This is a genomic window from Paenibacillus sp. LRG-1, from assembly GCF_057220305.1.
On the sequence record NZ_CM170126.1, the window covers coordinates 4182656 to 4194717 of the forward strand.

A 12062-nucleotide genomic window follows, 5' to 3' on the forward strand; every position below is an offset into this window, starting at 1 on the left:
ATCTTTATATCGGTTATAAAAGCATATTTTTTCATAAGAGTTTCTGTAAATTCATTGTAAATAGAACATGATAAATGAGATTATTTTTCTCTATATGTAAAAAATGTATATTTTTATGCTTCTTTTATTATACGAACTGTCCAAATTCACTTATTTTCGTTTATATCGTAAGAATAAAGTGTAATTTGGAAAACATAGGTACTCTGAAACCATCACTCTATTTCAATCCGAAAGGAGCAACATTAAAAATGACTTCGACAGATTTAATTCCACAGCCCAAAACTTATGGTCCCTTAGGTAATCTGCCCTTGATCGATACACATGCCCCTGTCCAGTCTTTGGTTAAGCTTTCTTATGAGTACGGTCCAATTTTTCGCATGGATCTGCCTGAAGGAACGAACATTTATATTTCCGGTCATAAGCTGGTCGCAGATGCTTGTGATGAATCCCGTTTCGACAAACAAGTGTGGGCTCCATTACAAAAAGTACGAGCTTTTGCAGGAGACGGACTATTCACAAGCTGGACTGAGGAACCGAACTGGCGCAAGGCCCACCAAATTTTGCTACCAAGCTTCAGTCAGAGGGCTATGAAGGGTTACCACAATATGATGCTTGATCTTGCTGTTCAGCTGATACAGAAATGGTCTCGGCTTAATCCCGATGAAAGTGTAGAGGTACCGGAAGATATGACCCGGCTGACTTTGGATACCATCGGATTATGCGGCTTTAATTATCGTTTTAACAGCTTCTACCGCGATCAGCCCCATCCGTTCGTGACCAGCATGACACGCGCATTAGATGAAGCGATGGGTCAGCTGCAACGCCTTAATCTGCAAAACAAGCTGATGTTATCGAAGAGAAAACAGTTTAAACACGACATCGAAACGATGTTTTCGCTGGTAGACAGCATTATTCAAGAACGCAAAACCCTTGGCAACCAAGGAGAAGAGGATTTACTGGCACGTATGCTGGAAGGCAAAGATCCAGAAACTGGTGAAACGCTGGATGATGAAAATATCCGCTATCAGATCATCACTTTTCTCATCGCCGGTCATGAAACGACCAGTGGGCTTTTATCCTTTGCTATTTACTATTTGCTTAAGAATCCGCGAACGCTAACCAAGGCCTATGAAGAAGTGGATCGCGTGCTCACCGATTCGCTGCCTTCCTATACTCAGGTTCGTGAACTCAAGTACATAAGGATGATACTGAATGAAGCTCTGCGACTATGGCCGACAGCGCCCGCGTTCTCTCTCTTTGCCAAAGAAGATACGTTGCTCGACGGAACCTACCCACTTAAAAAAGGTGACAGCGTCAATGTACTCATTCCAAAACTGCACCGTGATACCGAGGCTTGGGGCGAAGATGTTGAGGAATTTCGACCGGAGCGCTTCGAGGACCCATCCGCCATTCCGCAAGATGCCTACAAACCGTTTGGCAACGGTCAACGCGCCTGTATTGGACAGCAGTTTGCCTTACAGGAGGCCACTCTTGTGCTGGGTATGGTACTGAAACATTTTGAGCTGATTGATCATACTCATTATGAGTTGAAAGTCAAAGAAACGCTCACACTCAAGCCGGAGGGCTTCACCATTCAAGTACGCCCGCGCAGCACACAGACTGCCGTTATGCTGCCAGGTGCCGTTCAAGAACTTCATGAACAAGAGGAACAAAAGGTTGCACCCCCCCATGCCGAAAAGCATGATACTTCTTTGCTTTCTTTGTACGGCTCGAATCTGGGTACAGCTGAGGGACTTGCAGGTGAACTAGCCGATTTAGGTCGAAATTGGGGTTTCAACAGTAGCATAGCAACTCTGAATGATCGTGTGGACAATTTGCCTAAAGAAGGCGTGGTACTTATTACGACCGCATCTTATAATGGGCATCCGCCGGACAATGCTGATGCCTTTGTACAATGGTTGGAGCAGGCAGACGAGGGGCAGCTGGCAGGCGTAAGATATGCTGTATTCGGCTGCGGCGACCGCAATTGGGCCAGCACGTATCAGCGTATTCCAAGGCTGATCGACGAGCTGATGTCTGCCAAAGGGGCAAAGCGACTGTATGACCGGGGTGAGGGCGATGCCAGCGGTGACTTCGAGAAGGATTGGGAAGCCTGGAACCACGGCTTATGGCCGGATTTGTTGAATGCTTTCGGGGTAGAGCACAATGATACAGAACCGCAGGACAGCAACAGCCTGAGCATAGAGTTCGTCAGCGCCATACTCAGTACACCTCTTGCAGACAACTACGGAGCAGTTACCGCCGTCGTTACAGCGAATCGTGAGCTGCTTGCTGCTGAAAGTGAACGTAGTACACGACATCTGGAGCTCAAATTACCAACCGGATTGTCCTATCGCGAAGGTGACCACCTTGGTGTGTTGCCGCGTAATCCTGCTTCGCTGGTCAAAAGGGTGATGCAACGCTTTAAATTACAGGAACAGGATTACATCGTATTGAGAGGCAGTGACCGGGATGCGGCGCATCTCCCCTTAGATCGGCCTGTCAGCATAGAAGATTTGTTCACTCTCAGTGTGGAACTGCAAGAACCGGCAACGAGAGCCCAGCTACGGCAACTGGCATCCTTTACAGTGTGTCCACCGCACAAGAAAGAAATTGAAGCTTTGCTGGAGGATACTACCTTTGATCGAGAGATACGACAGAAGCGCGTCACGATGCTGGATATTCTGGAGAAGTATCCAGCCAGCGAGCTGCCATTTGAAAACTTTATTGCGCTCTTACCGCCACTCAAGCCCCGCTACTATAGCATCTCCAGTTCACCTCTTGAATTGGCGAATTCGGTGAGTATAACAGTGGGCGTCGTGCGTGGACCCGCCCGTAGCGGACAAGGTGAATACCTAGGAATTGCCTCCAATTATTTGGCACAGCTCCAACCAGATGATCCTATTGTCATTTTTGTGCGTAAGCCTCAGTCGGGCTTCCGATTGCCAGAAGACCCGACCGTGCCTGTCATCATGGTCGGTCCGGGCACTGGAGTGGCACCATTCCGCGGATTCCTCCAGACACGCCATGTACTTAAGGAGAGAGGAGAACAGCTCGGCGAGGCTCATCTATACTATGGCTGCCGTAATCCTAAGCTCGACTATCTGTACAAGCAAGAGCTGCAAGCCTGGGAGCAAGAGGGAATCGTTACGCTTCATACAGCCTTTTCACGTCTGCCCGATCAACCCAAAAGATACGTGCAGCATGTCATGAAGGAAAATGCGGACGCTCTGATTCACTTGCTTGATGAAGGAGCGCATCTGTATGTATGCGGTGATGGTAGCCGGATGGCTCCCGATGTAGAAGACACCCTTTGTGCTGCTTACGCGGAAGCACACCATACCAGTAAAGAAGAAGCACAGCAATGGTTGGATCGTCTCCAACAGGAAAAACGCTATGCCAAGGATGTCTGGACAGGCATCTAATGATAACAGTATAAGAGCAAGCATCATGTTAAAAAATAAAAGGGACTGATTACTGGGCTTCGATCTCGTCGCAGTAGTTCAGTCCCTTTTATGATTATCTTTCACTCCATTTGGAAGCAATCACATCTACTTTGCTTTCTATTAGGTCCATAACCTCCTCGCGCTGCCTAGCCTTGAATAAATCAATCATGTCGATCAAGTCGTTGCGGTCTAATAATTTAACCCCGTTGACAGCAGCAAGTGTTTTACAGGATTCCGTATAACGGCCGGAGGTGATGACGAGGGACTTGTCAGCTGCATAATAACGCATAGAGGTATAAATCTCCTGCACTGCTCCCAAGCCTACCGGATGTTGTACCCCATAACGTTTGGCCTGTATGACAACTCTGACGCCTTCACGGTCTGTAAAAACCAGATCCGCTCCAAAATCCCGGCTACTGGTTGTTTTATAGATGTCCTTATAGCCAAGCGCGGATAATAACCGTTGCAAATAAAGTTCAAATTCCGAGCCATCCTCCATACGATCTATATCCTGAATTCCAATTTTGCGTGGGTCCAGATCACGTAAAATCCGATTTCTGCGACTACGTATCAGTCCTCTGATGATGAGCGCAAACAACACTAAAAGTACAATGAGTCCTATTCCTAATTCCTTGTATGCCAATAATTTCTCTAGCAACATCCAACTCTCCCTTTTCTACCATAAGCGTAGCCATATCATCCTTGACAGGACACTCCCCTATGCACGCTGGCACCCGTATTACATCTGTGTTATCACATAACAATAGCCCCGCCAGATTCGACGGGGCTATCTTCGTCTTGCCTCAAAGCTGTCTAAACTCCATACTCCGCATCATTATTCGCGATTCAGCAAAGATTCTCCGGCAATACCAGGCTGAGTCATTTGGTACGGGTCCAATATAATGTCCAGCTCCTCCTCGGTCAGTACATTGTACAGCAAGCACAACTCACGCACCGATTTCCCAGTCGTAATTGCTTCGCGAGCAATACGTGATACCACCTCATATCCAAGATGCGGATTAAGCGCTGTAATAATGCCTACACTGTTCTCTACATATTCACGACAACGCTCCACATTCGCTTCAATCCCTTCCACACAATGAATGCGGAAGACGTGGAAGCCCTGCTTCATAATTTCCAGCGATTGCAGCAGATTGTAGACCAGTACAGGCTCCATCACATTCAGCTCGAGCTGACCAGCCTCTGAAGCCAAGCAGATTGTATGATCATTACCAATGACCTGAAAAGCAATTTGGTTAATGACCTCACACATCACCGGATTTACCTTGCCCGGCATAATGGATGACCCTGGCTGACGAGCAGGCAGACTCAGTTCTCCCAGACCTGCACGAGGTCCGGAAGCCATTAACCGGATGTCATTTGCCACCTTAGACATATTCATCATACAAATTTTCAAGGCAGCAGACACTTCAGTATAAGCATCCGTATTTTGTGTAGCATCTACAAGATTTTCGTCAGCTTCCACAGGGAAGCCACTGACTTCTGCCAGTACCTCTGCGACACGCTGAATATAACGACGGTCTGCATTCAGGCCAGTACCCACCGCAGTTGCACCCATATTAATCGTTAGCAGGTGCTGCTTGGTCGCACGGACGCGTCCGATATCACGACCCAGCACACGCGCATAAGCCTGAAACTCCTGCCCTAATCGTATGGGCACTGCATCCTGCAAGTGAGTCCGGCCCATTTTAATCACACTATCAAACTCATTTGCCTTCCGGGAAAATGCTTCCTGAAGCTCACTCATGGTAGCTAACAGCTTATCAATCATACTTAATACAGCCAAGTGTACGGCTGTAGGAAAAGCATCGTTCGTCGATTGCGCCATATTAACATGATTATTAGGACTGATCTCCTGATAATCTCCGCGTTGCTTGCCAATCAGCTCCAACGCACGGTTCGCAATCACTTCATTTGTATTCATATTAATGGACGTGCCTGCGCCGCCCTGAATCGGATCGACGATGAAATGATCATGCAACTGTCCTTGTATAATCTCATCAGCAGCCTGAATAATGGCCTCTGCTTTGGGGCGATGTAAACGGGTTAGTTCCATATTTACCGTCGCTGCTCCCTTTTTCACGATCGCCATGGCTTTAATCAACTCAGGGTGCAGTCTTTGGCCTGTAATTGGAAAATTTTCTTTTGCTCTCAGCGTTTGTACACCGTAATAGGCATCTGATGGCACTTCCTTGGTACCTAAAAAATCATGCTCCAACCTCATATTCTCTGATTCCTCCGCTGTGTTTGCTACGTTCTTCAATTCAGTACAGCCAAATTGACATAAAAAGACCTTTTCTGATCCCCTCTTTATTATACGTTTCTATTCCCGAGCTTTTCCAGTCGAATAAACGCGGAAAAAGCTATGTAATCCTATGACAAGTTATGATTACCCGTATATACCACACTTATTCGGTAAATGCTCAGCTATGACTAGAATACAGATTTAATGGCTTATAATAATATCGAGTGGCATGAAGCTGACCATCGGCTGATTGAGCATAACCCGGAATAACACCAGCTTCTACGAACCCGATCGACTCGTATAGTCCATTGGAGGGATCACCCACCCGCGTATCGAGCACCAGTAACGTTCTATCCTGACTTAGTGCCTCTTCTTCCGCTACCTTCATTAACTGTCGTGCGATCCCCAGTCTGCGTCCGGACGGATGCACCATAAGCTTTGCAATTTCCGCACGATGAATAGCGTTAGCTTTTTGAGCCAAATGCAGCTGTACCGCCCCTACAGGTACTCCGTCCTTCTCAGCAATCCACAGAACTACACCGTCCTCAAGTACATTGTTCCAATAAGCTGCTGCTTCCTCATAACCTAATGGGGGTAAGAAACCTATAGATGCACCGTCTGCAACCACGTCGATTAACAGTCGACTCAGTGAATCTGCCAGGGCTTCGCTCAGAGCTTGAACAGGGTAGACTCTCATTTCGTTGGACATTGTGATTCCTCCCGATGAGTTCGATAACATACAATAAAGAAAGCAAACTATCTTTTGAGGATAGCTTACTTTCCATGATACTTCGTTTACTTCATCATTCTTATTTCCATTACTGCTCTGCCATATAAAAGAACTCCCACAAATGACCATCCAAATCCTGAAAGCTCCATCCATACATAAAACCATGATCTTGAGGTTCGTTCGAGGGCTTACCGCCCGCTTCCAAAGCCTTGTGGACGATCTCGTCCACCTTTTCTCGGCTCTCTACCGATAAGGCAACAATCGCTTCTGTACTTTTTGTAGCATCTGAAATTTCTTTTGTCGTGAACGCTTTAAAACGTTCTTCAACCAATAACATGACAAAAATATGCTCACTAACAACCATACAGGTTGCATGTTCATCAGTGAACTGAGCGCTGAATTCAAATCCGATGGTAGTGAAAAAATCAATGGACTGTTGCAGGTTTTTAACTGGTAAATTCACAAAAATTTGTTTAGCTGTTACTCCCACGACATTTCACCTCTTCATTCGTAATTCATTCTACTTTTTCATACTACCTCTCCACAAAAGATAACTTAACTATCGTATAAAGTCAATCAATCTGACATTTGTGTAATGAAGTCTCCTATTCCCAATGTAGCTTATCCAGTGTGCGTGATAATACAATCGCTGCTTCTGCCCTCGTCACAGATGTATCCGGGCCAAAACGGCCTTTCTCGTCTCCCTTCATAATACCTAGTCCAGACAAAGTCTTCACAGCCGGAGCTGCCCATGTAGAGATCTCCTGCGCATCCGATAATGATACAGATATACTTTCACTCACTTCTCCTGTATGTTCTTCTGTGTTCCCAGCGAAGCGCAAGGCTCTCTCTATGATCACAGCCAGTTCCTCCCTCGATACCGGTGTATTAGGACGGAAGCTTCCGTCAGCATAGCCGTTGATCAGCCCGGCTGCTGCTGTGGTACGTACGGAATCCGCATACCACGATTCGGTTTGAACGTCGTCAAAGCTCGTCAGCGTGCGATCTGTACGCTCCAGTCCAAGCACACGAACCAGCATCGCTGCCAGTTCAGAGCGTCGCATCTGGCCTTCAGGCTCAAAATGCATGTTCGCTAAGTCCCTTTCACGAGTCGCACTAGCTGTAGACGCTGTCGAATCGGTCCCCGTCACAAGCAGGCGAGTCGCCAGCCGTGTAATGTCTTGCTGCGCCCAATGGCCGGATATATCCATGAACGTTCTGACTTCACCAGAAGCCCCGCCATCAAGCACAGCGTAAGTCCCTCCCGAACGTCCATACACGGTTATTTCCTCACTCGCAGCGTGAAAAGGAACAGGCTGATAGGACAGCTGTCCGGCTTGGTTGGTCGATACCTTCACTACAGCAAACTGGTCTGCATCGACCGTTGCAGGAACACGTAACAGATAACGTTCATACCCACTACTAGAATCTCCATTACCTGCCAAAAGTTGTTTCCGTCCATCCTCGTTTCTCAGCTCAGCGGCGATATCCAAAGCCTGTAACAGTTTGCGCCCTGTCGGAACATCCAAGCGTTTAGCCAGTTCTTCGTTCGAGGCGATGGAAAAACTCAAGGAAATTTGTTTTACAGGCACCTGCCAGGTATCAGCCAGTTTCTGAAGAGACAAACGACTTGTTGCTACTTCATATCCACCTTGTGGCGTTTCCACTCGAAGGGTATGAATACGGTCGTTCAAGACGGCTCCCAAAGCTTCCCCGCTTAAATGAACCTCATACGTCCTCGCTTCTACTTGCTCCCCTGCACGGATCACAAGCGTACCCTTCGCGCCATTTTGAATGGCCTTTTGTATTTCAGCAGCCGGTACTTGAGCAACTGCCTTTTTCAGTCCGTTTTGCTCCACTCCGATCATTACAGACTTGACTTGCACCACATTTGTACCAGACAGGCTGCTTCCATTGGGTTCACTACTGGCAGTCTGACCCTGCCCATTTACCGTTCCATTCATGTTACTGCTACTGCTATTCCCAGCGTTGGCGTTTCCAACGTTATCCTGCTGATCCTCATCGTCATCGTCATTTCGGCCACTCCCACCATCTGTTGGTGGTTCTTCCGTTTTGCGCGGCAAATCTATTTGCGCAACCAACGGATCATGATCGCTGACCCGCCCGTCTGCCGTACTAAAGTCTGCATTCATATGAACGATATCCAGCACGGATGTTTTGCTTAGTGACGGGCTGACCAGCATATGATCCAATGTTTGCGAATTACCTTCATAAATATAGGAGTACCGTTCCTTTTCATCCAAATTGTCAATCAGATTGGTCAATTCATGCCCCCGTAGCAAAGCCAGCGTTTCCGAAAATTGAAAATCATTCAGGTCACCGAGCACCACCATATTGGCCTTGGGGTTTACTTGCAGTACCGACTTTACAAAGCCATTCACAATCGTTGCAATCTTCGCACGCTGTATTTCGCTGCTTCGCACAGGCGGCTGAATTCCTCCAAATGGCGCTTGATCGCCCCCTTTGGAATTAAAATGGTTAGAGACCACAATCACCTGCTCGCCTTCAAACTCAAATTCAGCGGCCAACGGCTTGCGCGAGTCTTCAAATGACGCATTCAGGGGATCAATCCGACCCGGGTTGAGAGAGAGTCCCTGCACTCCATAAGTGACAGACGTAACTGAATCCCCCTTGGGCTTGTCGGTCAGCGTAACACGTTGCGGATTGTACAAGAAGCCAACACGGATGTTGCCACCGGGGGCACCGCCATCCTTATTATTTTCAGGGGCAATATCTGTAAAAGCGTACTCCGGGCCTCCATGAGCACGAATCGCCTCTATGAGCACTCGGAAGCTTTCGGAAGCGTCTGTGGTGCCATCGTCTTTCTCACCGTTATTATCCTGCACTTCCAGCAATCCTATGATATCCGGATGATTCAAATTTACGGCAATAGCCTGCCCCAGCTGATCTATCCGTTTTCCATCACCGGGATCAAAGTTTTCCACATTAAAAGAAGCTACTGTCAGCTTACGATCATCGCGTATCAAACGCGTGTTGGTTGGCTGGAGGCCACCTGATACAATACCAGGCAGACGTTCTGGCAACAGCTTATAATTGCTAAAGCTATAGCTCACCACACCTGTGATAGGACCCGCAAAACGATCGCCTGTTTTCAAAGGAGCCGAAAGCTTCGCATCAATCAGAATCCGTTGCGGGTTCAGACTTCTTTCTGTCAGCATGAGTCCGCCTGCCTCCGTTACAACCTCACCTGTGTTTGGACCGTTATCAATTCGGACTGGAATTTCATAACCATAAGGACCAATCACAGTGGCATCCTTCAACTCTACACGCATGCCTTCCAGGCTTTCGAAAAAGTCCAAGCCATCCTCCTGTGGATCAAACACCGTCATTCCGTCATTATCCACAACAGATGTCGGCATCACACGTCCCTGTTCACCTAGCAAAATTGGAGATGGCAATGGACGGTCATTGGCAATTACCTTAACCGAAGAAGCCACAATTTCTGTGGTCGTCAAGTCGATTGGCTTACTTGCATATGTTCTTTCCGTGTATTCCTTCACCGAACCGCTAACCCTTACCTCATCCCCTACCTGTGCACCGTGACTAGGCTTGTACACTAAAATGGCCTCGGATGTTTTTTCATCCTGATCCACTTGATCATCCATCTCTTGGATATAGAAGCTGCTCCCCTTCACCATTGTGACAACGCCTTCAATATCCGCTACTTTTTGTCCTTCATATGGAGAACGGTGTGCTACCCCCTGTATATCGTGGATGCGAAGCTTTTTAGGAAAATAGACATCTGCATATACACTTGCCCCTACAGTTACGGGTGAAGGTTGCACCTCTTTTCCTGCAAAAGATGCAGGCTCTGCCGAAGCTTTTCCACTGGACAACCCTACCGGCCCTCCAGCCGAAAGCACCAGTATGACACTGAGCCATGTGATTCCGAACCTTTTTAATTTCGTGGGTAATATTTTTACTATGTATTCTTGTTTCATCAAAAGATACTCCCTCCCCATTTTTACTATGATTACGCTTACAAATATATTCTTCTTTTAAGATACCATAAATTAGTCAATTTAGTACCTGAATTATGTAAGGATTTTGAAAAATTCGATTCCAGTCGCTCCAAAGTGCAATATATAGACGCACTAGACCACTTCGGTCTATATATTGTTCATTGGAAGTCGCTTATTGGATGTTTGCAAAGCCATCATATAAAAATGAATTCTTCCTGCCGTAGCATATTCAGATCAAATTATTGTAAACTTGTTCTAATACAGAAAAAGGTGGCACATACGCTATGGAGCATTTGCTTAACGATCAGGTTAAAAACATTCAAATCAGCGGCATCCGCAAAATCGCCAACAAAGTTGCCGCATTACCCGGAACCCTGTCATTAACGATCGGACAGCCGGATTTCCCTACCCCTGCGCATATTATGGAAGCAGCCCATCGGGCCATTAACGAAGGACGCACCTCCTATACACCTAATCCAGGACTGCCGGAATTACGAGAAGCCGCAGTGACGTTTGTAGCTCGTAAATACGGCCTGAATTACCGTGGACAGGATGAGGTTATCGTAACGAATGGAGCCAGTGAAGCGCTGGATATTACTTTACGCACGATTTTGTCACCCGGCGATGAAGTTGTTCTACCTGTCCCGATCTACCCAGGGTACGAGCCATTGATCCGTTTGTCAGGCGGCATTCCTGTGTTTGCCGATACCCGCAGTAGCGGCTTCAAGCTCACGGCCGAGGTGCTGGAGCCTTATCTGACCGAACGGACAAAAGCAATCATTCTCGGATATCCTTCGAATCCAACCGGACGAGTGATGAGCCGTGAAGAACTGGAAGCGGTCGCGGATTTACTGAAGGAGCGTGATCTGTTTATCATTTCGGATGAAATATACAGTGAACTGATTTACGATACCCCCCACGTGTCCATTGCAGCTCTACCAGGTATGCGGGAGCGTACCATCGTCATCAACGGTCTGTCCAAATCACATTCCATGACGGGATGGCGCATTGGTTTTACACTTGCACCCGCTGAAATTACACAGCACATGGTCAAAGTCCATCAGTACAACGTAACCTGTGCCAGCTCGATTAGCCAATATGCTGCCCTGGAAGCCTTGACCACTGGTGTCGATGATGCACTTCCGATGCGTGAGGAATACCGCAAGCGTCGTGATTATGTACATGGAAGGCTGACAGACATGGGTATCCCGCTGGAGAAACCCGAGGGAGCCTTTTACCTTTTCCCTTCCATCGCGCATTTTGGATTAAGCTCTATGGATTTTACCTTGAAGCTGCTGGAAGAGCATGGAGTGGCTGTCGTACCTGGAGATGCCTTTTCTTCCTATGGCGAAGGATACATTCGCTTGTCTTATGCTTACGGGCAGGATGTGCTGGAGCAAGGGTTGGATAAAATAGAGAGGTTTGTTAAAGGGTTATAGGGAGTTAAGGCTGGAGGAGGCGCTACGCAGTCCATTTGATCTTCCGATCGCCGTTGCGGTGGGATTCTTGAATTGGATAAAACATTTATAGGTAAGAATCCCACAGCAAAAGCGAACACTACCGCTTCTCCAGATTCAAATGGCCCGCTTCGCTCACTGCCCGCCTTAAAATCCCAC

At 47.3% G+C, this 12062-nt stretch carries 7 protein-coding genes; 2 read left to right on the forward strand and 5 right to left on the reverse strand.

Annotated elements, in window-relative coordinates:
• Positions 1-248: 248 nt before the first annotated feature.
• Positions 249-3425 (forward strand): bifunctional cytochrome P450/NADPH--P450 reductase, encoded by a 3177-nt coding sequence (locus tag ACUUJN_RS18420; protein ID WP_484668785.1) that lies wholly within the window; start codon positions 249-251, stop codon positions 3423-3425.
• A 94-nt stretch (positions 3426-3519) separates the two neighbouring features.
• On the opposite strand, the gene ACUUJN_RS18425 is transcribed toward ACUUJN_RS18420, so the two are convergent.
• From ACUUJN_RS18425 to ACUUJN_RS18445, 5 genes are all read right to left on the reverse strand, one after another.
• Positions 3520-4107: a restriction endonuclease gene (locus ACUUJN_RS18425; RefSeq protein ID WP_023989579.1), complete on the reverse strand. Its 588-nt coding sequence runs from the start codon at positions 4105-4107 to the stop codon at positions 3520-3522.
• Between the two features lie 174 nt (positions 4108-4281).
• Positions 4282-5691 (reverse strand): aspartate ammonia-lyase, encoded by a 1410-nt coding sequence (aspA, locus tag ACUUJN_RS18430; protein ID WP_013311251.1) that lies wholly within the window; start codon positions 5689-5691, stop codon positions 4282-4284.
• Between the two features lie 199 nt (positions 5692-5890).
• Positions 5891-6421 (reverse strand): GNAT family N-acetyltransferase, encoded by a 531-nt coding sequence (locus ACUUJN_RS18435; RefSeq protein WP_023989580.1) that lies wholly within the window; start codon positions 6419-6421, stop codon positions 5891-5893.
• A gap of 109 nt (positions 6422-6530) precedes the next feature.
• Positions 6531-6932 carry a VOC family protein gene (locus tag ACUUJN_RS18440; protein WP_023989581.1) on the reverse strand — a complete coding sequence of 134 codons (402 nt, stop codon included), beginning with the start codon at positions 6930-6932 and terminating at the stop codon, positions 6531-6533.
• 115 nt (positions 6933-7047) lie between these two features.
• Positions 7048-10425, reverse strand: coding sequence for an S-layer homology domain-containing protein (locus ACUUJN_RS18445; protein ID WP_484669764.1), 3378 nt, complete (start codon positions 10423-10425; stop codon positions 7048-7050).
• A gap of 305 nt (positions 10426-10730) precedes the next feature.
• Between ACUUJN_RS18445 and ACUUJN_RS18450 the strand changes: the two genes are divergently transcribed.
• Positions 10731-11885, forward strand: coding sequence for an aminotransferase A (locus tag ACUUJN_RS18450; protein WP_076264707.1), 1155 nt, complete (start codon positions 10731-10733; stop codon positions 11883-11885).
• Positions 11886-12062 lie beyond the last annotated feature (177 nt).

Bases quoted from the DNA above. Each gene is read 5' to 3' on its own strand.
- ACUUJN_RS18420 (WP_484668785.1), top strand. From the start codon at position 249: ATGACTTCGACAGATTTAATTCCACAGCCCAAAACTTATGGTCCCTTA.
- ACUUJN_RS18425 (WP_023989579.1), bottom strand. From the start codon at position 4,107: ATGTTGCTAGAGAAATTATTGGCATACAAGGAATTAGGAATAGGACTC.
- aspA (WP_013311251.1), bottom strand. From the start codon at position 5,691: ATGAGGTTGGAGCATGATTTTTTAGGTACCAAGGAAGTGCCATCAGAT.
- ACUUJN_RS18435 (WP_023989580.1), bottom strand. From the start codon at position 6,421: ATGTCCAACGAAATGAGAGTCTACCCTGTTCAAGCTCTGAGCGAAGCC.
- ACUUJN_RS18445 (WP_484669764.1), bottom strand. From the start codon at position 10,425: ATGAAACAAGAATACATAGTAAAAATATTACCCACGAAATTAAAAAGG.
- ACUUJN_RS18450 (WP_076264707.1), top strand. From the start codon at position 10,731: ATGGAGCATTTGCTTAACGATCAGGTTAAAAACATTCAAATCAGCGGC.